The 23,959-nt window shown below is 44.1% G+C and carries 16 protein-coding genes; 11 read left to right on the top strand and 5 right to left on the bottom strand.

Annotated elements, in window-relative coordinates; translation table 11 throughout:
* The first annotated feature begins 39 nt into the window (after positions 1–39).
* From ACI4J0_RS01940 to ACI4J0_RS01930, 3 genes are all read left to right on the top strand, one after another.
* Entirely contained in the window at positions 40–513 is a 474-nt protein-coding gene (locus ACI4J0_RS01940; RefSeq protein WP_439764129.1) for a flavodoxin, read from the top strand.
* A gap of 15 nt (positions 514–528) precedes the next feature.
* Positions 529–1,692, top strand: coding sequence for an iron-containing alcohol dehydrogenase (locus ACI4J0_RS01935; RefSeq protein ID WP_439764128.1), 1,164 nt, complete (start codon positions 529–531; stop codon positions 1,690–1,692).
* Between the two features lie 130 nt (positions 1,693–1,822).
* Complete coding sequence (locus ACI4J0_RS01930) at positions 1,823–3,619, top strand: beta-L-arabinofuranosidase domain-containing protein (protein WP_439764127.1); 1,797 nt, start codon at positions 1,823–1,825, stop codon at positions 3,617–3,619.
* Here ACI4J0_RS01930 and ACI4J0_RS01925 read toward each other — a convergent pair.
* A complete protein-coding gene (locus ACI4J0_RS01925; protein ID WP_439764126.1) occupies positions 3,612–4,469 on the bottom strand; it encodes an AraC family transcriptional regulator in 858 nt (285 codons plus the stop codon). The two genes, ACI4J0_RS01930 and ACI4J0_RS01925, sit on opposite strands and share 8 nt — an antisense overlap.
* 355 nt (positions 4,470–4,824) lie before the next feature.
* On the opposite strand from ACI4J0_RS01925, the gene ACI4J0_RS01920 reads away from it, so the two are divergent.
* The 3 genes from ACI4J0_RS01920 (at position 4,825) to ACI4J0_RS01910 (ending at position 10,203) form a co-directional block, all read left to right on the top strand.
* Positions 4,825–5,646 carry a helix-turn-helix domain-containing protein gene (locus ACI4J0_RS01920; RefSeq protein WP_439764125.1) on the top strand — a complete coding sequence of 274 codons (822 nt, stop codon included), beginning with the start codon at positions 4,825–4,827 and terminating at the stop codon, positions 5,644–5,646.
* A 97-nt stretch (positions 5,647–5,743) separates the two neighbouring features.
* Positions 5,744–8,443 carry a glycosyl hydrolase family 59 gene (locus ACI4J0_RS01915; protein ID WP_439764124.1) on the top strand — a complete coding sequence of 900 codons (2,700 nt, stop codon included), beginning with the start codon at positions 5,744–5,746 and terminating at the stop codon, positions 8,441–8,443.
* A gap of 20 nt (positions 8,444–8,463) precedes the next feature.
* The gene (locus tag ACI4J0_RS01910; RefSeq protein WP_439764123.1) at positions 8,464–10,203 is read left to right on the top strand and encodes a glycoside hydrolase family 35 protein; all 1,740 of its coding nucleotides are present in this window, start codon (positions 8,464–8,466) and stop codon (positions 10,201–10,203) included.
* A 105-nt stretch (positions 10,204–10,308) separates the two neighbouring features.
* Here ACI4J0_RS01910 and ACI4J0_RS01905 read toward each other — a convergent pair whose 3' ends face one another.
* Positions 10,309–10,551, bottom strand: coding sequence for a PfkB family carbohydrate kinase (locus ACI4J0_RS01905; RefSeq protein ID WP_439764230.1), 243 nt, complete (start codon positions 10,549–10,551; stop codon positions 10,309–10,311).
* 460 nt (positions 10,552–11,011) lie between these two features.
* On the opposite strand from ACI4J0_RS01905, the gene ACI4J0_RS01900 reads away from it, so the two are divergent.
* The 3 genes from ACI4J0_RS01900 to ACI4J0_RS01890 all read left to right on the top strand — a co-directional run bounded on the left by ACI4J0_RS01900 (position 11,012) and on the right by ACI4J0_RS01890 (position 15,043).
* Entirely contained in the window at positions 11,012–11,686 is a 675-nt protein-coding gene (locus ACI4J0_RS01900; protein ID WP_439764122.1) for a response regulator transcription factor, read from the top strand.
* Positions 11,687–11,898: 212 nt separating this feature from the next.
* A complete protein-coding gene (locus ACI4J0_RS01895) occupies positions 11,899–13,071 on the top strand; it encodes a HAMP domain-containing sensor histidine kinase (RefSeq protein WP_439764121.1) in 1,173 nt (390 codons plus the stop codon).
* 142 nt (positions 13,072–13,213) lie between these two features.
* Complete coding sequence (locus tag ACI4J0_RS01890; RefSeq protein ID WP_439764120.1) at positions 13,214–15,043, top strand: hypothetical protein; 1,830 nt, start codon at positions 13,214–13,216, stop codon at positions 15,041–15,043.
* A 77-nt stretch (positions 15,044–15,120) separates the two neighbouring features.
* On the opposite strand, the gene ACI4J0_RS01885 is transcribed toward ACI4J0_RS01890, so the two are convergent.
* The 3 genes from ACI4J0_RS01885 to ACI4J0_RS01875 form a co-directional block, all read right to left on the bottom strand.
* On the bottom strand, positions 15,121–16,377 hold the full coding sequence (locus ACI4J0_RS01885) for an ABC transporter substrate-binding protein (RefSeq protein ID WP_439764119.1): 1,257 nt from the start codon (positions 16,375–16,377) through the stop codon (positions 15,121–15,123).
* Positions 16,364–17,869 carry a GGDEF domain-containing protein gene (locus ACI4J0_RS01880; RefSeq protein WP_439764118.1) on the bottom strand — a complete coding sequence of 502 codons (1,506 nt, stop codon included), beginning with the start codon at positions 17,867–17,869 and terminating at the stop codon, positions 16,364–16,366. The genes ACI4J0_RS01885 and ACI4J0_RS01880 overlap by 14 nt, the downstream gene beginning before the upstream one ends.
* An 842-nt stretch (positions 17,870–18,711) precedes the next feature.
* Positions 18,712–20,127 carry a hypothetical protein gene (locus ACI4J0_RS01875; RefSeq protein WP_439764117.1) on the bottom strand — a complete coding sequence of 472 codons (1,416 nt, stop codon included), beginning with the start codon at positions 20,125–20,127 and terminating at the stop codon, positions 18,712–18,714.
* Positions 20,128–20,322: 195 nt separating this feature from the next.
* Between ACI4J0_RS01875 and ACI4J0_RS01870 the strand changes: the two genes are divergently transcribed.
* The gene (locus tag ACI4J0_RS01870; protein WP_439764116.1) at positions 20,323–20,544 is read left to right on the top strand and encodes a hypothetical protein; all 222 of its coding nucleotides are present in this window, start codon (positions 20,323–20,325) and stop codon (positions 20,542–20,544) included.
* Positions 20,545–20,781: 237 nt separating this feature from the next.
* Positions 20,782–23,649 (top strand): bacterial Ig-like domain-containing protein, encoded by a 2,868-nt coding sequence (locus tag ACI4J0_RS01865; protein WP_439764115.1) that lies wholly within the window; start codon positions 20,782–20,784, stop codon positions 23,647–23,649.
* The last annotated feature ends 310 nt before the right edge of the window (positions 23,650–23,959 follow it).

Here is a 23,959-nt window from a genome sequence, read left to right as displayed (position 1 = left end):
GTGATATTTTTACAACAAAATTAAATCGGAGGTATTGTTATGAGTAGAAAATTAGTTGCATTTTTTTCGGCAAGCGGAGTAACAAAATCGGCTGCCCAAAAGCTGGCAAAGGCATCGGGAGCCGACCTGTTTGAGATAAAGCCTGCACAGCCTTATTCAAAAGCAGACCTTGACTGGACAAACAAAAAGAGCCGCAGCAGCATTGAAATGAGTTCGCCCGATTCACGTCCCGAAATTGCAGAAAAGCTTGACAATATGGCGGATTATGATGTTGTGTTCGTGGGATTTCCTATTTGGTGGTATGTTGCTCCCACGATCATTGACACGTTTCTTGAAAGCTATGATTTCTCGGGTAAAACAGTTATCCCCTTTGCGACCTCGGGCGGAAGCGGCATGGGAAAAACCGAGGAAGTGCTTCACAAGATATGTTCTGCAAATTGGAAAAGCGGCAGGGTAATAAACCGTGCGTCCGATAACGACCTTTGCAAATGGGTCGCTGAGCTTAATGTATAAGGAAAGGTGATATTTATGTTAGGAAATTTCGTTTACTCAAACCCCACAAAGCTCTATTTTGGCAAGGATTCGCTGGATAATCTATCCTCTGCTTTGAACGGTTACAACAAGATAATGCTTGTTTACGGCGGCGGTTCCATCAAGAAAAACGGTCTTTACGATAAGATCGTAAAGATACTCCTTGACAGCGGCAAGGAGATGATCGAGGACGGCGGCGTTATGCCTAATCCTACTGTTGAGAAGCTGTACGAGGGCAGCAAGATCGCAAGAGATAATAACGTTGATTTTATCCTTGCGGTAGGCGGCGGCTCGGTATGCGACTATTCAAAGGCGGTTTCAATTTCGGCATACTGCCAGGGCGACCCTTGGGATAAATATTTCATCAAATTTGAAGAACCCGACTGCAAAATAATTCCCGTAGGCTGCGTGCTGACAATGGTAGGCACAGGCTCGGAGATGAACGGCGGCTCGGTCATCACAAACCACGCTCAGAAGCTAAAAATCGGTCACGTTTTCGGTGAAAATGTGTTCCCGAAATTTGCCATATTAAATCCCGAGGTGACCTTCACTCTTCCCGAATATCAGATGAAGGCAGGCTTTTTCGATATAATGTCCCACATTTTAGAGCAGTATTTTTCGGGTAATGATGACAACACCTCCGATTATATTATGGAGGGACTGCTTCGTTCACTTATCCACAGCACAAAAATTGCAGTTAAAAATCCCACCGATTACGAAGCGAGAAGCAATATAATGTGGACAGCTACATGGGCGCTGAACACCCTTGTTGCAATGGGCAAATCCACCGACTGGGAGGTGCATATGCTGGGACAGGCAGTAGGCGCTCACACAGACGCAACTCACGGAATGACACTCTCTGCGGTTTCTCTGCCTTATTATCGTTACATAATGCCCTACGGTCTTGACAAATTCGTAAGATATGCGAAAAACGTATGGGACATTGACCCCACAGGCAAGTCAAAGGAGCAAATTGCTTCCGAGGGACTTGCGGAAATGGAAAAATACATGCGTGAGATAGGTCTTGTGATGAACATATCCGACCTTGGCGTTACCGAGGATATGATAGAGGGCATTGCAGACAGCACCCTTATTATGACAGGCGGCTACAAGGTGCTTGAACGTGACGAGATCATTAAAATTCTCAGGGAAAGTATGTAAATTGAGTTTTCCGAATAATTTTTTCTCAAATCAAAGAATTTTCCACCTTTTCACCTGCTTTGTCTACTTACAGATTTATAATAGTGTGCTATAATAATTTTCAGCAGATAATCATTCGGAGGTAAATACTATGCTGAAACAGATAAATATTGAAAATGCACATCTTCTGCCGGGACTTTTCAAGGAGCGTGCCGATCTAAACAGGTCGTATCTTATGGAGCTGAAAACCGAAAATCTTCTCCAGAATTTCTACCTTGAAGCCTGCATACGCACCGACAGGGATATTTCCGAAATGCACCTTGGCTGGGAATCCCCTACTTGTCAGCTGAGGGGACATTTCCTCGGTCATTGGCTGTCTGCCGCTTCCATGCTTATTGCACAGAATAACGACTGTGAGCTGAAAGCAAAGCTTGATATTATCATTGACGAGCTTGAACGCTGTCAGAAACTGAACGGCGGAAAATGGATAGGCTCTGTTCCCGAAAAATATTTTCAGTGTCTTGAAAAAAACGAGTATATCTGGTCGCCGCAATACACCCTGCACAAAACTCTGCTGGGACTTTATCACAGCGCGATGTATGCAAAAAATGAAAAGGCACTTGATATTTTAAACAATGCCGCAGACTGGTATCTTGACTGGACTGCGGATATGCAGAACAAAAACCCCCATGCCGTTTACAGCGGCGAAGAGGGCGGAATGCTTGAGGTATGGGCAGGTCTGTATCAGCTTACGGGAAACGAAAAATATCTCACCCTTGCGGAAAGATATTCTCACCCGTCCATTTTCAAAAAGCTTGCCGATGGCGGCGACCCCTTATCAAACTGCCACGCAAACGCAAGTATCCCATGGGCGCAGGGAGCTGCTAAAATGTATGAGATCACAGACGATGAAAAGTGGCTGGGTCTTGTAAAAAGCTTCTGGAAATGTGCTGTCACAGACAGAGAAGCCTTCTGCACAGGCGGTCAGAACTCGGGCGAATTCTGGATACCACCCCACAAGCTTGGTATGTTTATCGGAGATCGCACCCAGGAATTTTGCACTGTATACAATATGGTTCGACTTGCGGACTATCTTTTCCGCTTTACGGGTGATACCGCATACCTTGACTATATCGAGAAAAATCTCTACAACGGCTTTCTTGCCCAGCAGAACAAATTCACGGGAATGCCTGCGTACTTCCTGCCAATGAAGTCGGGGAGCATGAAAAAATGGGGCAGCAAAACCAAAGATTTCTGGTGCTGTCACGGCACAACGGTGCAGGCGCACACGATTTATCCTCAGCTTTGCTTTTATGAGTACAGTGAGAAAAACCGCCTTGTTATCGGACAGTACATCAACTCGGAGTACAAGCGCAGCGAAAATGTCACCGTCAGTCAGAGCGTGGATATGAAGTATTACAACGATGGTGCCTCCTTTGACGAGCACGATGACAGCAGAATGTCACGCTGGTATATCAAGCTGAATGTCAGGGCGGACAAGCCCGAAAGTTTTACTCTGTCCCTTCGTATTCCCGAATGGACGCAGGGCGCTCCCATCATATTTATTAACGGCGAGGAAATAAAAAATGTGACTTCAAAAAACGGTTATTTTGATATAGACAGAACTTGGAAAAATGATACTATAAACATCTATTTCCCTGCGGCGCTGACAATATCTTCTCTGCCAGATATGCCGAAGCTTACGGCATTTGCGGAGGGACCTGTTGTGCTTGCGGGACTGTGCGAAAAGGACTGCGGAATATGTATGAAAGACGGTGAACCCGAAAGCGCTCTTGCATACACCACCGAGCATACATACAGCACATTCCCGTGGCAGCAGAGCGTTTACCGCACTGTTGGTCAGCCCGAAAACTTCGATCTTGTTCCGCTTTATGACATAACCGACGAGCCATATACAGTATATTTTACAAAGAAAAATCTCAGTTGATATTCTTCCGTCCGAAGGAATTTTTATACTGCGAGGGAGTGATACCCTCAAGCTGTTTAAAGACCTTCATAAAATATTTTTCGTCCGAGAAGCCGCAGGAAAATGCGGCTTCTTTTATTGTAATGTCATAGTTTGAAAGCAGCGTTTTTGCTGTTTTTATCCGCAAACGGTTTGTATAGCGGACAATTGAAATTCCCGTGCTTTGCTTGAACAGAGATGAAAGATAATCCGCACTATATCCCACAGCTTCCGCAAGCGACCTTACATCAAAGGGTAGATAATAGTGATTTTTTATCCACTCCCTTGCCGATACCACAGCCAAAGGAAGCTTATCGGAGCTGTCCCGATCACGGAAATATTCTTGGGTCAGCTCCATAAGCAGCAGACTCATTGCATAGTCGGACATATTTTGTGTGTACAGCTTTTCTTCAAGTGACATATCCATAAGCTGATGGAAAAGCTGTGCAGTTCGTCCCGAATCGGACAAAGCCAAAGCTTCGGGCAGCAGATATGTATATTCGCTGCTGTCATTATTTACTGTTTCAAATCCGCAGTCCGACCGAAAATGTGCCCAAAGATAGGACAATCTCCCGTCAGAGGGACGGTGTCCGTAATGCTCCTCCCCTGCTTTGAGAAAAATATACTGTCCCGGTACAAGGGAAAATGGGGCGTTATTTGCGGTAATATAAAGTGTTCCCTCGGTTACCATGATAAGCACGTTTTCATCGAAGCTGCGGCGGTGATGCAGAAATCCCGACGGGCTGATAAGCTGTCCGCAGACCAAGAATTTAATCGGATCATTTGTTTTACAGCCGAATATCCTCGGCTTGTTTTGTAAACTATCTGACATTTTATTCTCCATAATAAATTAAAATTATAAACTTATAGAAAAAATTCCGATTGCTTATATTGCTTATATTATATCACAAAAAATAACAGCTGTCTATTATCGTCAAATAAGAAATAATGCATTCCGTAATATCATCTGAGTATTTATAACGCTCAAATGCTCCTTTTTGCAGATTTCGTTTGCTTTTACCTGAGAGAATAGGAAGTGTATTCAATTCGGGAGAATGAGGGTTGATTTTAGCAAGCATTGAAAATGTGTACAATTTTCACGGAGATATATGTATTGATAGTAGACACAAGCCTTGCAAACAGCATTTTCCTATGATATAATATAATCAGTTTAGGAGTGTGAGATCATGTACAATGCAGTATATCCCGTTCCGGGAAATGAAACAAAGCTGCCGTTCTATCTTTCGGGAATAGGCAGAACCTCGCCGGAATTTCATATTAAACGTGACAGCGGACTCAGCTCACATCAGTTTCTGTTTACCAAAAAGGGCAGGGGCATACTGATCGTTAAGGACAGAAGGTACACCCTTGAGAAAAACTCTCTGCTTTATCTGCCTCCCGGGCTGCCCCATGAGTATTATCCCGAAAGCGGCGAGTGGTCAACCTGTTGGATCGTGTTCAGAGGTGATATGCTTACAGACATTATGAAAAAAATGGGCTTTGAGCGTGAAATGATCGCCGCAAATGCCGACCTGACCGGTTTTGAAAAGCTGTATAACAGATTATCGGGTCTTGCCGCCGACAATCTTCACAGCAGTAAAAAATGTTCCCTGCTTATCTATGAAGCAGTGCTTCTTGCAGGAGATATTTTTAACGGAAAAAAATCTGCCGACAATACGGGAAATATGATCGTTGACGAGGCGGTCCGGTATATAAATGAGCATTGCTGTGCCGATATATCTTTAAATGAGCTGTCCGAGCTTTCGGGAGTTTCTCCGCAGTATTTCGGGAGGCTTTTCAGAGAACGCCTTAATATGCGTCCTATGGAATATATCGCACGTATCAAGGTTTCACAAGCTAAGATAATGCTGCTTGATTCTAAAATACCTATTTCCGAGATATCGGAAAAGCTGGGCTACACCAGCCCTACATATTTCGGGATCGTATTCAGAAAATATGAAGGAATATCTCCTTCAGAATTCAGAAAAAACAAAGGAACTGTCATTTAAGTTTCAAAAAGTTAGAGTTGTCACTTATTTAAGATTGACTTGAAGCCTTTTTCGATATATATTTATTGTAGCAAGTATATTGAAAGAGGTGCTTTTTTTGAGTGTATTAAAAAGAATATCTGCTGTGATGCTAAGTGCGGCAGTAATGTGTGTAAGCGGAAATACAATATATGCGGAAAATGAAACGGGAGTGAGAAGTGTGAATATAAGGATAGACGGAAGCAAGGCAAACACAAACGAAAATTTTCTTTACAGAGGTCAGGGAATGATAAGCTGCAACGGCTCGTCAAGGCTTCTCCTTGATTACAAGGAAAAAAGCCCCGAAAGCTATTGGCAGATACTTGAATATCTGTACGGCAGGAACGGGCTCAGATTTACTCATTTTAAGGTGGAAATGGGTTCTGATGTGAATACATCATCGGGCACCGAGCCTACAACTATACGTACTGAGGACGAAAAAGCCGATGTAACAAGAGGAACAGGCTTTCAGCTCGCAGCAGACATAAAAAAGATAAATCCCGATGTTACTCTGGATATGCTCTGGTGGAGCGAGCCCCGCTGGGTCACAGATGCCGAAGATGTGAATGCAGCACGCTACAAGTGGTACAAGGAAACTCTCGACGCTGCATACGAGACATACGGACTTGAATTTGATTATGTCAGTGCAAACAGAAACGAACGCGCAATCGACACCGAGTGGATAATCTATCTTTCCAAGGCTCTCAAAAGCGAAACAGACTGCCCTTACGATTATTCAAAGATCAAGATTGTGGCAGCAGATGAATGCGGTACATGGAATATTTCATGGCAGATGACGGATAACGAGGAGCTGCGGAATGCGGTTGATGTTATAGGCTCCCATTACACAAGCTTTGCCGATGAACGCACAAAGAAGCTTGCGGAAAATTTCGGCAAGGAAATATGGTTCTCCGAGGGCAGCTCTCCTATGACCTATGCGCAGTCAGTATATCGTTTTGACGAGGGAAATTCCGGACTTACAGGAATAAACGGCGTGCTGGATATTGCAAACCGTATGATAACCATGGTAAGCGGCGGATATATGACAATGTACGAATATCAGCCCGCAGTTGCCGCATATTACGATGGAGTTACCTACTGCCAGAAGCAGCTGATAAATGCAAACACTCCCTGGAACGGATATTATACCCTTGACAGCGGATATTTTATGAACCTGCATTTTTCACAGTTCATAGATAAGGGCTGGAGCTTTATCAACGATGCCTGCAATGCTGACGGCAAGGCAGGCGGCGACGGTCATGCCATAGTTGACGCAAAATACAGCTACATTACTGCCTGCAGCCCGGAGGGCGATTACAGCACTGTCATCACAAATACGACCTCCTCTCCCATCACATATGGATTTGAAGTATTTGATCTTGCAAAGTCCGACAATGAAGTTTATGTGTGGGAAACAAGAGGTCCCGAAAGCGGTCAGGCTTATGATGCGAATTATTTCAAAAAAGTGGGTACCATCACTCCCGAAAACGGGAAATACTCTGTTACCGTTAAGCCATATTCAATGGTGACAGTTTCGACTGTTGATGTTCCCGAGACAGACTATACTGTTCCTACAGAAGCCGATAACACCGTTCTTTCTCTCCCATATTCCGATGATTTTAACTACACCGATGAATTTCTCTCCGCAAGAGGCGGCGCTCCCCTTTACACTACCGATGAGGGCGGTGCATTTGAGGTGACCGAAAAGGACGGAGAAAAGGTGCTCATGCAGAAGATCACCCGTAATATCAAGGCGGATGAATGGGGCGGCACACCCGAGCCGACCACCAATTTCGGCGATGACCGCTGGTACAATTACAGCGTAAGTGCAGATGTGCTTACAGACGGCGAAAAAAGCTATGCAGGCGTAGGTATGAGATATATCCTTGCTGACAGCGGAATGAGCGGTTATGGAGTTATCCTTTACGAAAACGGAAGCTGGAATTTTATCACAGGAAAAGAAGCGGCAGAAGGCGGCGAGATCGAAGGCTTTGATTCTTCCAAGTGGCATAATGTAAAGATATCCGCACTTTATGATGATGTATCAGTTTACATTGACGGTGAAAAGGTACTTGACTATAAGGCTGACGGTGCGGGATATTCCGCAGGAAGAGCGGCGCTTTACAGCTCATACAATAACTGCTGCTTTGATAACGTAAAGGTTGAGGCAACAGATACCATTCAGCCGTATGTTAACAAGCTTGATAATTTTGACAGCGCATTTTCCTACAGCACCGACGGCTGGAGCCACAGCACAATGGACAGCTTCAAAAACTACAAGCGAACAATTTCCAAGGGCACAGAAGGCGCATTTGCCGAAATAGAATTCGAAGGCACGGGCATTATCCTCACCGGTGCCCAGAAGGGCGAAGCCGTTGTTTCTGTTGAGATAGACGGAAATGTTATTGAAAAAGAGCATACTGTTTCCAAGATGTCAAACAGGCAGTCATTCTTCTCCATAAACGGACTTGATAACAGCAGACACACACTTAAATTCACAGTTGTAAGCGGTGAGTGTTCGGTCGATGCGGCACAGGTGCTTTATGACTATGAAGCTGCCATTGCAAAGGCTGCGGAAGAACAGGCAGCAGAGGAACAGCCTGTTTCCGATGCCGACAGCTCCGAAACAACAGAGGAAGGAGCTGTTGAAACCGAGGCTGTGCAGGAAAATTCCGAAAACGGCATGAAAACATCTCCCGCAGTTCCAATTGCGGTCGGTGCGGCAGCAGCGGCTGCAGGTGCGGCTGTTGTTATCGGCAGAAAAAGAAATAAAAAGTAAAAGCAATTTCGGAGTTTATTATGTTTGAGATCACAGACAAGTTTTATCTGAACGGAAAGCCATTTAAAATAATATCGGGTGCTGTGCATTATTTCCGCACAGTTCCCGAATATTGGAAGGACAGGCTTGAAAAGCTTGTGAACATCGGCTGTAATACGGTTGAGACCTATATTCCATGGAACTTCCACGAGCCGAAACAAGGTGAATTTATATGGGACGGTATGCACGATATATGCCGCTTTATAGAGCTTGCACAGGAACTGGGACTTTATATTATCATAAGACCCTCCCCCTATATCTGCTCCGAATGGGAATTCGGAGGACTGCCCGCATGGCTGCTGAAAGACCCGAAGATGCGTCTTAGGTGCTCATACAAGCCATATCTTGATGCGGTGAAAAGCTATTACAGCGTTCTCATGCCGAAGCTTGTGCCATATCAGACAGGTAACGGCGGCAATATCATTCTCATGCAGATAGAGAATGAATACGGCTACTACGGCAATGATACTGCATATCTTGAATTTTTAAGAGATACAATGCGTGAGCTTGGGATAACTGTTCCGTTCGTTACATCGGACGGTCCTTGGAGCGAAGCAGGATTTAAATCGGGAATGGTGGACGGCGCACTTCCTACGGGAAATTTCGGCTCATCGGCCAAATGGCAGTTTAGTGAAATGAAACGCTTTATCGGTGATGACAAGCCGCTTATGTGTATGGAGTTCTGGAACGGCTGGTTTGACGCATGGGGCGAGGAGCATCACACAACAGAGCCTGAAAAGGCAGCTCACGAGCTTGATGAACTTCTTAAAAGAGGCAGCGTTAATTTCTATATGTTCGAGGGTGGAACGAATTTCGGATTTATGGCGGGAAGAAACAGCGGAAACAAGACAGCTGACGTTACCTCTTACGAATATGACGCACCGCTTTCCGAGGACGGACAGATCACAAAGAAATATGAGCTTTGCAGAGATGTTATTTCCCGTTATACCGATATCAGTGAAATACCGCTTACAACAAAAATAAAGCGTGCTGACTTCGGAAGGATAAAATGCACTGCAAAGACCGACCTTTTCAGCACGCTGGAAAAAATATCCGAGCCTGTACCGTCCCTTTATCCTCTTAGCTTTGAAGAGCTTGACTGCTACTACGGCTACGTTCTTTACCGACTTAATATAAGAAATAACGAGCGGGTCGATAACGTAAGATGTGAAAACGCTGCTGACAGAGTGCTGGGATTTAGAAACGGTAAGTATGCTTTTACCGCATTTGCGGAAAATATATGGGAGCAGTTTGAGATTTCCCAAAAAACCTGCGGCGGAACTGTTGAGCTGCTTGTTGAAAACATCGGCAGAGAGAATTTCGGCACAGGTCTTGAGCAGCAGCGAAAGGGTATCTTAAACGGTGTCAAGATAAACGATCACAGACATTTTGGATTTGATATGTTCCCCTTGCCGCTGGACGAAGAACAAATCGGAAACATTGATTTTACCAGCGGCTATGCTGCCGGTATACCTTCGTTTTACAGATTTGAATTTGATGTGACCGAGCCTGCGGATACCTTTCTTGATACGGAAGGCTTCGGAAAAGGCGCAGCCTTCATAAACGGCTTTAATCTCGGCAGATTTTGGGATATCGGTCCGCAGAAAAGGCTGTATCTTCCCGCCCCGCTTCTGAATAAAGGGAAAAATACCATTATTATTTTTGAAACAGAAGGCAAAAGTTCAGACAGTATTTATCTATCCGATACAAATCTCCATTAGAATTATGGGGTAGAAATCGACGCAAAAGCTTTGCTGTAATCCCATAAAATTATCTGTTATATTCATAAGCGTTCCTCCTTGAGTTTTTCATAAACTCTTTCCATATCAGGCATTGCAGGAATTGCGCCGGAGCTTTTCCGCTTTTTGCAAGGCTGTACAAAAATCCTCCCCAGATACATCGCCTGCGCCTGTGGCATCAATAGCTTTGTTTTTAAAACCGTTTACAAGGGTTCCTCCCTCTGCGGTTCTCACATAAGCACCATTTTTTCCGAGAGTGACCGCCGCAATTTTTACTCCCTGTGAGATCAGCTTTTCGAAAGCACGTTCATAGTCAGCTTCTCCTGTCAGAAGCTCTGTTTTTTCATTTGAAATTATATTTTGGAATTTTTACCAACATATAAAAAGCGCCCGTATGATAAGCCATTGTCTATCATACGGGTTGTTTCAGTTCATATCATCAAAAAATTTCTCTGTAAAATGCATTGCCGCTCCGATTGCGGAGGCTTCTTTTTCGTATCGGCAGTTTTTCAGATAAAGCGTATCGTTTTCAAACTTGTTGTATTCAACTTTATATATATCGAGCCGCCCACGCTGTTGCTGAGAGACAAGTAGATCATATCCCCGTTAATATTTCATTTCCGCAAATAATGCGCTGAGAATTAAAATTATTTTAACTATACAAAATAAAAATTAGAATAAAATTAAAAATAGGAGCTTACTTGTAAAATATCCGTAAAAATCACTTTCTGTCTTGCAAAAGGAATAATAACGTGATATAATTGATACAAATCTAAAGGACGGTGATAATATGAAGCTGCTTATTGCCGAGGACGATCCCGATCTTAACAAGATACTTGTAAAAAAGCTCCGTGCGGACGGTTTTGATGTTGAAAACTGTTTCAACGGCGAGGAAGCCGTGGACAGGCTGCAATTTGCCGATTATGATATTGTGATAATGGATATTATGATGCCTGTAATGGACGGGATAGAAGCTGTCCGTCTTATCAGACAGCAGGGGATTTCCACTCCCGTCATTTTTCTGACGGCGAAGGACGCTGTTTCGGATAAGGTCAAGGGACTTAACATCGGTGCAAATGATTATGTAGTCAAGCCGTTTTCATTTGACGAGCTTATCGCAAGGATAAATGCGGTAACAAGGACGGCAGGCGGTAATATTTCAGATGTCATAGCTCTTGACGATCTTTCCATTGACATTGGAAGCCACATCGTTAAGCGTGGAGATGATACGATACCTCTCGGCGGAAAGGAATACTATTTGCTTGAATATCTGCTTATGAATAAAAACAGAATTCTTTCCCGTGAAAAGATATTATCCCATGTTTGGGAATATGATTTTGAAGGCGGAGAGAATATCGTTGATGTTTATGTTCATATGCTCAGAAAGAAAATAGACCTTCCCGGAATGAAAAAGCTCATTCACAATGTACGAGGGATAGGCTATGTTATGAGGACAGATGAATGAAAAGAAAAAGCATCAAATTCCGGCTTACCTTATGGTTTACTGCTATCCTGACTGTGATAAGTATCGTAATACTTTTAATAGTCATAATTGCTTTTCAGGCGCTGGGTACAAGAGATACGAAAAATCTTCTTACAGACTGCATAAACAAATACGCAGAAAAAATATTGACTCATAAACCGGTTTCGGACGCTTTTCAGAGCGATCAAGAAAATATGGAAGTAAAAAGCACGGATTTTTTACAGCACAGCGTCCAGATAATGGCATATCATGAGAATGGTGCACATTCACTGGGAATATTCAAATTCGATGAATTTGACAATATACCTTACAATCCCTCTGATACACCCACAGAAATAATTCTTGACGGCACAAAATACTATTATTATGATTCCTGGATAAGGCTACCCCATGAGCCCGATATCTGGATAAGAGGAATAATACCTGCGGAAGAAAGTATGTGGAGCATATTGTCCTCGCATAAATATCTGCTCCTGCTTCTGCCTATGCTGACAGCACTTGCATTCTGCGGCGGATATATGCTGACAGGAAAATTCCTAAGACCTGTCGCACGGATAAACAGCACCGCCGAAGAAATTCGCCGCAGCGGTGATCTTACCAAACGTATAGAGCTTCCCGATACGGGAGATGAGCTTTACGAGCTGTCACAGACCTTCAATTCAATGTTCGAAAGCCTTGAACAGACCTTTGAATCACAGAAGCAGTTTACGTCAAACGCTTCCCATGAGCTCAGGACTCCCGTAGCTATTATTCTTGCGCAGTGCGAATATGCTGTGGAGAATGCATCCGATAAGGACGAACTGCTTGAAGCTATCGAAGCAATTCAAAAGCAGAGCTATCGTATGTCCCATATGATAGAAACGCTGCTGATCTTTTCACGAATTGAAAATCATACCGATAAGTATATCAGAACAGATACCAACCTTACAGAACTGCTTTCTTCTTTATGCCAGGATCACAGCATCATATCCGAAAAAGGGATAACGGTCTCATTTGAGTGTGATGAAAATATAACTTATCCCGTCAATAAGGAGCTTTTTGAGCTGATGGTGAATAATCTTATAAGGAATGGTATCAGATACGGAAATGAAAACGGCTTTGTAAAGGTCAGACTTGAACGAAGTGACGATAAAGTCATTATTACTGTTGAGGATAACGGCATTGGTATCGCAGAAGAGGATATGCCGCATATCTGGGAACGGTTTTATCGTTCCGACAAATCAAGAAGCACAAAGGGGCTGGGACTGGGCTTATCCCTTGTCAGAGAGATAGCCGAATACCATAACGGAACAGTAAGTGCAAAAAGCACTGAGGGAGCGGGAAGTACATTTTATGTAGCTTTTAATTCCGCTTCACAACGGCAATGATGAAATGAAAATACTTTGAATGTGCAGTTCTGCGATAAACAGGTACTGCACATTTTTTATTACCTTTGCTTTTTAATTTTCCTTTAAGAATTATCTGATATCATACAATTATTGAAAACACAAACCGAAAGGAATGATTGTTATGAAAAAATCAATTAAAACTATCGCACTTATCAGCGCAGCGGTAATGTCATTATCTGCTATACCTGCTGCAACCGGTTATGCATCGGATAACACTTCCGCAGTATCCTCATCGCAAAGCACAAGTCTGTCTGTCAAGTACGGAAAGGTCACCTCCATAAGCGGCACCAAGGTCAAGCTTGCATTAGGCGAATATACACAGCCGACTGCTCCCGAAAATGCTCAGAATGGACAGACTCCTCCTACTCCTCCCGACGGAACCGGTCCCAACGGCAATCCGCCCGAAATGCCCGGAAATGGCAATCCTCCTGCAATGCCCGGGCAGGGCGGTTCAGATAATGGCGAGCCTCCTGCTAAACCCGATGGTGAAGCTCCGGACGGTGCTCCCGGCGGTGGATCTGGTGAATTTACGGTAAACGGCAAAACGCTTACATTAAATATTACTAATGAAAAGGTGCTTAAAAAGAACGGGAAATCAGCTTCACTTTCCGATATTTCCGAAGGGGATATCTTAAAGCTTACTTATAATTCCAAAGGAAAGATCAGCGGCATTGAAATTATGGGCGGAAGTATGAATACTCCTCAGGGCGGCGGAATGGGAGCGCCTGGTATGCAGGAAAAAAGCAGTCTTGAGCTTTCTGCCAAATATAATATCAATTCAGGCAGCAAGGGCATAACATCAAAAAGCATAAGTCAGACCACAGCCGACAGTTCCGCAGTGCTTGTTACAAACGGAGCTTATCTTAAAATGACCGATACGACTATCACAAAAACAGGTGACAGCTCCAATACGGATAACAGCAATTTCTACGGACTGAACGCTGCAGTTGTTGTTCAGCTGAATAGTACGGCAAAAATCACAGGCGGTCAGATAACAACCAATGCGGAAGGTTCAAATGCGATCTTTGCAACCGGTGAAAATGCCAAGATAAACGTTTCGGGAATGAAAATATACACAAAAGGCAATTCATCAAGAGGTCTTGACGCAACATACGGAGGAAGCATCACCGCATCTGATATGTACATAAAAACTATCGGCGCTCACTGCGCTCCCGTTGCAACCGACAGAGGCGGCGGAACGATCGTTATCAATTCAAGCAAGCTTTTTGCAAGCGGAGACGGTTCACCGTGTATCTATTCCACGGGAGATATTACGGCTAAAAACTGCTCGGGCAAGGCAACAGATTCACAGATCGCAGTTGTTGAGGGTAAAAATTCCATAACACTTACCGGCTGCACATTTATCGGCGCTGGCAAGAACGGTGTAATGCTTTATCAGAGCACATCTGGAGATGCTGCTGTCGGCACGGCTGTATTTACTTCGGAGGACAGCACGCTGAAAACCACATCTGACGGACCTATGTTTTATATTACAAATACCGACGCTGTTATCAATCTTACCAATACCAAGCTTGTGTTCAGTTCGGGAGTGCTTTTTAATGCGGCAGGAAACAATACAAATAATTGGGGAAAGGTCGGCAGCAACGGCGGAGATGTAACACTTAATGCCGATTCTCAGACGCTAAAGGGCGATGTGACCTGCGATAATATAAGCTCGGTAAGTATGGTTCTTAAAAACAAGACTTCATTCACCGGAGCTATAGACAGTGAAAACACAGGAGATGTTACTGTTACACTTGACAAAACATCCAAATGGAATGTCACTGCCGACAGTTATGTTACAGCGATTGTTGATGCAGACAGTTCCTTCTCAAATATTATTTCTAACGGACATACTATCTATTACAGCGCATCCGACAGCAGAAACAGCGCTCTTGGCGGCAAAACTATTACCCTTTCAGATGGCGGCAAACTTGTTCCTGTAAAATAAGTATCAAGAATGTGATACTGTTTAACTTTAGCAAACACATCAAAAGCCCATCAAATAACTTGACGGGCTTTTGCCATTTATCCGTTAAGAATTACATTAAACTGCTCATAAAGCTCCGCAGCCTTTTCACCGGTGGCAGCCTTGCCGTAAAGCACTGCGTTGCAGGCTTCCTGAAATGCATCAAGCATATCTGTGTTCTCCATAAAGGGCTGGATAAGCGCCATTGAATCAATATTAGCGCTCATCACCTGAAAGGCGTCATAGTGAAGCCCCTTGAGCATATCATGCTGTTCAAGATAATCTCTGGAGGAACGGCTCAGGGGTATTCCCTTTTCAATGCCCTGAAGCTCGGATATTTCGTCGCTGTTAAGGAGAAAATCCAGGAGAAGCGCTGCTTCCTCCGGGTGTTCGGTCTTGGCACTTACCGCATACAGCGTCGCAGGCTTTGTGTACCAGCCCTTAACGCCATCTGTACAGCCTGTGTAGCTGCCTACGGCTATCTCGTTCCCGTCCTCACGGGCGGGTCCCATATAATTTTCCGCGTCACTGAGCCACGCCACGGTTCCCGCATAGGTGCCGTTTCTGATATCGTTCCTGTCAAAGTATTCTACCTGAGGCATAACATGACCGTTTATCAGTTCGGTGTAAAAATCAAGCATTATCCCAAGCTCTTCCCTGCCGAAGCCCAGCTGCCCGTCTTCAGACATGAATGTCTTGCCGCTCTGCTGTTCGGTGTATGCGGTTATGAAGAACATTGCGGATTTTGCAGGCATGGCAATGGGATAGACCTCGTCTCCTATTACCTCTGCCGCATTGAAAAGATCTTCCCATGTCTCGGGAAGCGCCAGACCGAAGCGGTCGTAGATGGTTTTGTTGTAATATACAGTCTGAGTGTTCAGCGCTATGGGAACGGCATTGAGCTTTCCGTTTCTTATGCCGAAGCTCAGCTCGCTTTCCGAAAACTGCGAAAGATCAAAGAACTCGCTCAGCTCATAGATATCGTAATAGCCGTTTCCGTCAGCGGAATATTTGTCCAGCCAGGGAAAGTTTATGAGCATGACATCGGATTCCGTGTCCGACATCATCTGAATGTTGTATCTCGTCTGATAGCCCGACCATTCAGAGTAGCTGCATTTTACGCGGATATCGGGGTGGATCTGTTCAAATTCCTTTACCGCCGCAAGAGTATATTCGGTTCGCGTGTCGTTCCCCCACCAGGAAAGGGATATCTCGGTGTATTCCTCCTGATTGATGATCACAGGCTCGGGCGCACAGGAGGTGAACATAAGCAGGGCTGCCGAAAGGGCTAAGAGCTTTCTTTTAAGCATTATCATCAGCCTCCTCCCTTACATCGCTGTAAATGGTGAACGTGTCCTTGCCCTTGTGCTTAGAGGAGTAAAGAGCGGCGTCGGCACATCTGTAAAGCTCTGCAAAAGTATTTCCGTCATCGGGGAATACCGCAGCACCTATACTTGCGGATATCTTGTAATCCCCGCTGCTGCCTGTGTAATTGTTATGAAATGCGTCGCAGAGAGCGCAGCATTTTTCATTGATAAGCGTCAAAAAGTCCTTCTGCCTGTTTGCGGGAATATTGAGAAGAATGCCGAATTCATCTCCGCCTATTCTTCCGAGGCAGTCGGAGGAGTTGAAGGTCAGTCTTAAAATGTTGCCGATATCGGCAAGTACCTTGTCGCCGTAAGCATGACCCAGATTATCATTGACCCCCTTGAAATTATCCACATCAAGGAGAATAACGGCATGGCGCTCGCCATCTGCGGCGTTACTCAGCATATATTCGGCGTTCTCTTCAAAGGAAAGCTTGTTGTAAATGCCTGTAAGTCTGTCAATGTTAGCTTGGGTGTTAAGCTTTGTAACGATACGGTTCACGGGATTGGTAACGTGAATGGACAGAAGCGTGCCGAGAATCATTGCGATAACTGATGTAACGGCTGTGATAATAATAGTATATCTGATAACGATATTGCGCTCGGCAAGGATTATCTGTGTTGGAGCGGAGCAGATGACATACCAGCTGTCGGCGCAGGTGTTGACGGTGATAAGGTACTCATCGTCTATGAATGAAGCAGCGGTGCTGTCTCCTATCCTGTCAAGTATCTCGGCAGGCAGCTTTGAGCCTGTTTCCTCATTTTCGCTGGAATACATTATGTAATGGTCTTCATTAACAAGTCTTACCGTTGTATCACGCATATCATCGGGTCGGACGAAAACGGTTTCCAGCTCGGAGGTATAAAAGGATGCCACAAGCAAAGCATTGTCGTTTATGCGCTTGACATAATAAATGCGTCTGAAATCATCATTATAGCCTGTTGACCAGCCGTCCTTGGAACGGTTTCTTGTAACGGTCTGTGCCATGTCATTGTAAAGATCGTCTCCGAAGAGATTTGTGGTTCCGTTTGACACCTTTCCCACAGTGTGGTCATCGCTGTAAACTATAAAAAAATCCACATAGTTTTCCATAATGCACAGGTCATAAAGCTTGTCCGAGATAAGCTTTTCAGTGTTGAGAGCCTCATATTGATCGGAATTTTCGGGAGATGAATAATAGCTGACTGCCTTGTCCATACCGAAAACCAGAGTTGAGACGGATTCGAGCTTTGAAAGATATGTGTTGATATTAAGCTTCATCTGGACGTTAAGGGCATATGTAAGGTCGCTGACCTTTGATTTTAGCACCATGTCATTTTTTCTGATGGTAAAGGAAGCCATAAATATCGCGGCAATGATAATTATCAGAGCATGACCGAATATCATTATCAATTTTATCTGTTTTATCTTATCGCTGTTTTCATTTCTGTGCTTTTTCATTGTCCCGCCCCTTTTTTATAGCTTTATTTATATAATAACATATTTTGCTATATTTTTCAATATATTTTTATATTTTTTATTATTTGTAAACCAAAAAAATAAAACGGAATGCCGTGACGGATAATATGATTCCTCACGGCATTTGGGCAATATTATCTTATCAGATCTTTGTGAATACGTCTGTTTCGCTTTTGAGCATTGTTGCAATACGCATATTATCGTCCATTCTGCTGCTGATTATGTCCATGTCCCGAACGATGCATTTTCCTTATACTGTTCTCCTGATCTTACGAAAGCTTAAAATTCGGGAAGAATATGCTCGGTCATATATTCCACAAGCTCGTTTGCATTATTTGCAAGCTTTGTTACGGCATTGGTAACAATACTGTTGATACGCTGAATATTGTTTGCGGATTCACGGCTGGAGCCGGCAAGCTGTCCGATCTGACATTGATGCGTTTTGTAAGATCTCCCTCACATCTGTCGATATCGCCGATAATATTTTCAATATCTCTTTTTGCTATGGTAAGAGGGCGGATAACTGCCAGCATTACGATAATAAACAACAGCTTCGGATATCTCCGAACTATCCGTTTGACTGTTTTCATTTTCGGCGCAGGAACAAAATACTGCCGCTGTCATAGTTCCTGCAAGAAGTAATGACAATATTTTCTTGTTTCTTCTCATAACGATGGCTCCAAAAGGAGCATCACCCTTTCAAAATTATATATTTTATCGAAAATCAGCCTGTTATAGGGATAACTGCACCCTTTTGAGAAAACAAGGAGTAAAAATAAAGGAGATTTTTCCTGCCAATATATGCTATATCTGCATTTTTTGAACTATTTCCGACAGCCGAAGAATATGTACCGAATATGCCGCAGACCGTCCCGTATCGTCCGCAGATGTGACCTGCCGCTGCGTCCGTCAGGGTCCAGCGTTACAGGTATTTCTGCGATAGCCGCACCTGAAAGAGCGAACTTTCCGATAATTTCGGTAGCAAACTCCATGCCGCTGCAGGAAAGCCCCAAGGCAAGCGCGCGGTATGTGAAGAACTCGTGCAGGTAGGAATGATTATTCAGTAGGAAAAATCTGGCAAACGGCAGCATACCGAGTATCAGCATGGTAAGGTTAAAGCTGCGGTCAAACAGCTCACGGCTGCGAAACAGGTAGAATACCGCACCGAACCCCACTGCGGATATCAGAAGTCCCGCCGCAAAAGCATTCCGGTCCACACGGCCTATGCCGCCGAAAAGAGTCGAAAGGTTTGCTGCCGGGGCAAGGAAAAACTGCTCCACAGGTGACAGCTGTTCCGCTTCGCCTGCAATTCGTATCTCGGCGGAAGTAAGCGCTGCTATGAATTTGTTTTCGCCTGTGACAAGGCTTGCAGCGCTCCATTTCACGAGAAATGTCCCTGCGTAGGACAGCCCCCACGCCGAGCCGCATTTGAGTATCAGCAGCATATTGCTCCGCAGATCGGGGAGCCTGTTTTCCTGCTTTCTCATAATGAACACGATAAGCAGCGGGATAAGTATGGTCAGCGTTTCGGCGGTCAGAAAATCAAAGAAAGCAATCATGACCCCGGATATCACGGCAAGTATCGAAAGTGCCCCGTCATTCTGTTCAAGCAGGATATACAGCGGGAGCAGCAGGAGCGTTACCAGTACGGCGGGCTGATATTCCATTGACAGACGGATATCCCACACATGAACGCATAAGAACGCCGCCGCAAGCCCACCTGCTGCAAAATACTGCCGTTTTTTCAGCAGCAACACAGCGTTTGCAGCCAGCAGAACGAATGCCGCCGCTGTTCCGATAAGCTTTATGCCGCTGACATCGGTAAAGAGCATAAGCGGACGTATGACCGCCGCCATTCCGTGCCAGTAGCGGGTGTAGTCTGTGTTCGGCTCGGCAGTACCCGTAACGGCGCAGTAAAGTCCCCAGTTCTCGCCGTAGTCGTCCGTGCCGTCATTGCCGTCGTAGTAGGCGGTGTTCAGCGCGGAGCCGAACGGGTCGCCGCCGCCCATGTTCCAGGTCACGTTGAGCAGTATCGCGTCGGCATAGTTATCAGGCACCAGCCGCATTTTTGATTCGTTGGGGAAAGGCTCCTTGTCCTTAAAGTACAGTGCGCTTTCAAGCATATTGTCATAGATAAGCTCGTTCGGAATTGCCGCCGCAGCGGTCAGCGTCGCCCACAGCACCAGCAGTACCGCCGCAAATACAGCTGCACGGCGGAGTATCGCAGTAATAATTTTCATATTATACCTCACAAAAATTTCTTCTTTTATTCTATTACATAATCGGATTTTATGTCAATAGCGGGTTTGTCTTTTGTTTCACCCTTTTGGGTGAGTTGTTGTAATATTTCCGAAACTATCTTGACATAGTTTTGTTTTTGGTGATAATGAGACTAATAATAGGTTTATTATGCAATAAAGAAAGGATGATCTATTTTGTTCAAGAAACGACTAAAGGGGCTGCTTGCCTTGGTGCTGGCAGGCTCTATGGCTCTGACGGCAATGCCAATTACGGCTTCGGCAACAATTTCTAACCTATATTTTAATGGCAGCGATATAACATCTGATTTAGATGATATAATCGCTGGCACTACCACAAATGAGGATATCACTTCTCACCTTGACGCCAACAGCTTTTGGACAATTATTTCAGATTGAAATACGGAATATGCAGATTTTGCCACCGGGGATAACCTTCAAGCAAAACTGAGTGAATTGGAAAACCCTGCAACAAATTATTATAAAATTTATTTGAATAACAAGCATACAATAGCTGTTACAGAAAGCGACCCTTCACAAACTAATATAATAATAGATTACGCAAGCAAGGTTACGGTAGATGATTTTTCGGATACCGCCCAGACCGATATCAGCAAAATAGCGGAAAATGCCGGAATGGATTCTCCCTTAAAGGAGCTTAAAGGCTGGACAGCATGGTATGGAGCAGTTACTTCCGGATTGGATAATGGAGTACTTATTGAATATTTAGCTCCCTCAAAAGCAAAGAAGTACGGTACGGCAGATTTCAAAGTCAACGATCAGCTGACTATTGAATATATCAAAGCAGCGTATGAGGCTTGTGCCGCAAATTTTAATTCTTTCAATGAAACTGCATTTGTCATACAGCTTAACACCGAGTATAAGACCTTTGAGCTTCCCGTGTATGACGGCTTGGGCAAAGATACCGAAAAAACAATAAGCGTTACTAACAGCTCTACCGGTGCGTTAGATGATTTCACCGGAGAATATATGCTGACATATCCCGGCGGTTGCTTTGGCATAAAGGCAGACGGCAGCTATGGTAATATAACCACCAAAGAGGATCTTTGGAAAACTATCGAATACATTGCCAATGATAAGGGCGAATTTGACGTGACTAAAGCAAAGCTCGTCAGATATGTTAATTATTATATCAGTTACGATAAAACTTTCACATCAATCAATTTGTTAAATAACGTCACAGATAACGCAGGCATAAACTATCTTAACGCCAGAAAGACCGATAAGAGTATCTGGGAAATACGCAGTTATGACAGCGCTGCCGGTAGCTATACTTATAAAATGGTATCGGGCGGTTCGTTCGATACCGGGCTGAAGGAATATTTACAGACCTACGACTGTAACGGTACTGTCTATTTGAATAATGAGAAATATATCTATATCACTTCAATAGATCCCACAACGTGGAAAATAAATGACAGTGGGGATTTCAAATTAGACGAAAAAAGCGATGACGGTACATATAATTTCATAAGCTTTGATTCCGAGGATAAATATCCCGTAGAGGTTTCAGACCTTGCCGCCGCACTTACATCCGAAACGAATCCTACGGCGGGCAAGAAGTATGACATCGAAAACTGGGAATTCTGGTACAGTTATGTAAACAGCGGTTCTGCAAAAACGAAGAGCAAAAGTACTGTTGCCCCCAAAGATGAAATAAGCTTTGATTATTATGACGGACTGGACAACTATAACACTGGTCTCGTATATTTTCCTGAGGTCGATATTGAACCCGCTGTAACAGTGACAGCTCCCGTTATCGGAGATACCCCCGCAGCAACAGTCACCATCCCCGAAAATGACGGCTATTCCGTGACCGCTGTAAGCTGGTCTGTTGACGGCATTCCCCTGACTTCCGGTGAAAAGTTCAAGGGAGAAACGCAATATACCGTTGAAGTAACGCTCAAAGCAGATGAAGGCTTAGAATTCATAAGCACAACTCCCGCAGAAATAAACGGCGAAGCTGCGGACACAGCACTGAACGCTGACGGCACGCTGACCGTTTCCTACACCTTTGAAAAGACCGCCAAAGCACAGGTAACAGCAATTGAAATTTCCGCTCTTCCCACAAAGACGACCTACTTCATCGGCGATAAGCTTGATGTAACAGGCGGCAAGATAAAGGTTTACTATGAAGACGAAGAAACCGAAACTGTTGATATGACAGCAACAATGGTCAGCGGCTTTGACAATACTAAGGAAGGAACACAGACCCTTACCGTAACCTACGGCGGAAAGACAGCAACCTTTACTGTAACCATTGATAAGGGTGAGGTAACAATTATACCTTCCGATGATAATGTAGGCGGCGCTATTATTGATATGCCCATAGAAGAGCTTATGGCTGCGATACTTGATGAGGAAGATCTTGAGCTTATTGCTCAGGGTGTGGATATTGGCGTTCTGATGGCAACTGTGACTATCGACCCCGAATATGTTGACGAAACGGATAAGACTGCTATTGACAATGTTCTCGACGATTTTAACATCGGCTGCTATCTTGATGTAAAGCTGTTCAAGACATACAGCAATGGAGATCCCGACAAGCAGGTAACAGATCCCAATGCTCCCATTACGATAAGCTTTGAGGTGCCTCAGTATATTATAGATCAGTACCCCGAAGATGAGTATACATATTCTGTATTCTGCAGCCATAACGGAGTAGGTTATCCTGTTCAGTGCCTGTATGACGCAGCCACCAATACAATGACCTTCACAAGCGATAAATTCTCCACCTATGCTCTCGGTGTAAAGCCTGTGCAGGCTGAACCTGCTGAACCTGTTGAATACACGATAACAGCAGACAGCCATGTTACAGTACAAAATACCGCAAATGCAGGAGATATTGTTTCAGTGATCGTTGAGGACGGCTACACAGCTGCCGTTACGGACGCATACGGAAATGTTATTGCTTCCATTACGGGAACAGGCTCATTTACAATGCCTGCTTCCGATGTAACTATCACCTGTGAAAAAATAACAGATCCCGAACCAACCAATCCGATCGTATATTATTCGATCTTTACAGACAGTCATGTTTTTGTAAACGGCACAAAACATAAGGCAGGCGATACCGTATACTACCGTGTAGATAATTTCTACGATGCTGTTCTTTATGTTAACGGCAAAGCATTTGACAAGATCAGCGGCTCCGGCTCCTTTACAATGCCCGCAGCTGATGTAAGAATAGTATCGGGCATGGATGGAATAACATATGCTACGCTCACTGCCAGCGTTGAAAAAGTATATGTTTTCTCTTATGATTCTGATATGAACCTCATTAAAACATCAGGCACAATAAAGAAAAACAATTACATTATCATCGACCTCGGCGAGGAGTATGCAGGCAGAACAATAACCATCTATAAGGGCAGAAAATCCAAAAAAACAGTGGTAGCAGAAGGCGTACTCGATGAGAACGGCAAGTTTAAATTTGAGAATGCAGGCTTTGGCAGCAACTACACTCTTATAATCGGCGATTAAGTTGATCGCTTGATAATATACAGCACCGCAGATACTGATTTTTCTGCGGTGCTGTTTTTTTTATCCGGGGACATTCTCCATTTTTGAAGTGGAATCGTGCTTTTGCCTGCCGATTACTATTATCATATATTTTCTCAGTTTTATGGTATCGGATATTCGTTATGCTCAGTATTTATCATACAGCCTGTATGCCTTGTTTGTCAAGCATAACATTTTATTCCCTGTTTTTCAGCACTTCAGCAGGAGTGATCTTTTTCAGCTTTGCAGTAAGCAGACCGTTCACCGCAAAGTATATCAGCATAATTCCAAT

The sequence above is a fragment of the Huintestinicola sp. genome (genome assembly GCF_051882455.1).
GTDB lineage: Bacteria > Bacillota > Clostridia > Oscillospirales > Ruminococcaceae > Huintestinicola.
This window is presented reverse-complemented; position numbering and strand designations above follow the sequence as displayed.

Excerpts from the sequence above, each read along its gene's own strand:
- ACI4J0_RS01895 (WP_439764121.1), top strand. The coding sequence starts at position 11,899 with ATGGAAGTAAAAAGCACGGATTTTTTACAGCACAGCGTCCAGATAATG.
- ACI4J0_RS01865 (WP_439764115.1), top strand. The coding sequence starts at position 20,782 with ATGGATTCTCCCTTAAAGGAGCTTAAAGGCTGGACAGCATGGTATGGA.
- ACI4J0_RS01880 (WP_439764118.1), bottom strand. The coding sequence starts at position 17,869 with ATGAAAAAGCACAGAAATGAAAACAGCGATAAGATAAAACAGATAAAA.
- ACI4J0_RS01885 (WP_439764119.1), bottom strand. The coding sequence starts at position 16,377 with ATGATAATGCTTAAAAGAAAGCTCTTAGCCCTTTCGGCAGCCCTGCTT.
- ACI4J0_RS01925 (WP_439764126.1), bottom strand. The coding sequence starts at position 4,469 with ATGTCAGATAGTTTACAAAACAAGCCGAGGATATTCGGCTGTAAAACA.
- ACI4J0_RS01910 (WP_439764123.1), top strand. The coding sequence starts at position 8,464 with ATGTTTGAGATCACAGACAAGTTTTATCTGAACGGAAAGCCATTTAAA.
- ACI4J0_RS01875 (WP_439764117.1), bottom strand. The coding sequence starts at position 20,127 with ATGAAAATTATTACTGCGATACTCCGCCGTGCAGCTGTATTTGCGGCG.
- ACI4J0_RS01930 (WP_439764127.1), top strand. The coding sequence starts at position 1,823 with ATGCTGAAACAGATAAATATTGAAAATGCACATCTTCTGCCGGGACTT.
- ACI4J0_RS01890 (WP_439764120.1), top strand. The coding sequence starts at position 13,214 with ATGAAAAAATCAATTAAAACTATCGCACTTATCAGCGCAGCGGTAATG.
- ACI4J0_RS01940 (WP_439764129.1), top strand. The coding sequence starts at position 40 with ATGAGTAGAAAATTAGTTGCATTTTTTTCGGCAAGCGGAGTAACAAAA.
- ACI4J0_RS01920 (WP_439764125.1), top strand. The coding sequence starts at position 4,825 with ATGTACAATGCAGTATATCCCGTTCCGGGAAATGAAACAAAGCTGCCG.
- ACI4J0_RS01935 (WP_439764128.1), top strand. The coding sequence starts at position 529 with ATGTTAGGAAATTTCGTTTACTCAAACCCCACAAAGCTCTATTTTGGC.
- ACI4J0_RS01900 (WP_439764122.1), top strand. The coding sequence starts at position 11,012 with ATGAAGCTGCTTATTGCCGAGGACGATCCCGATCTTAACAAGATACTT.